The sequence below is a fragment of the Saezia sanguinis genome, assembly GCF_003991585.1.
Taxonomy (GTDB): domain Bacteria; phylum Pseudomonadota; class Gammaproteobacteria; order Burkholderiales; family Burkholderiaceae_C; genus Saezia; species Saezia sanguinis.
Map to the genome: position 1 here is coordinate 1 of NZ_PQSP01000117.1, position 259 is coordinate 259.

Here is a 259-nt window from a genome sequence, read left to right on the forward strand (position 1 = left end):
GCGGTGCACCACGCCTTCACCTCGCCGAAACCGGAATCGATCGACACCTTCGACACCGACCCCGGCTCCGCCCTCGCCTACGCCTACGACATCGTCTGCAACGGTAACGAGATCGGCGGCGGCAGTATCCGCATCCACCGCAAGGATGTGCAGGAACGGGTTTTCCAGGTGATGGGCATCAGTGAGGCCGAGGCACAGGAGAAATTCGGCTTCCTGCTGGACGCCTTCGCCTTCGGTGCCCCGCCGCACGGTGGTATCG

1 protein-coding gene is annotated in these 259 nt (G+C 64.1%); it reads left to right on the forward strand.

The genetic code is table 11. From position 1 onward, the window contains the following. Positions 1-259, forward strand: a 259-nt coding sequence (locus tag CUZ56_RS15190; protein ID WP_338056674.1) for an amino acid--tRNA ligase-related protein, incomplete at both ends; no start/stop codon positions are given.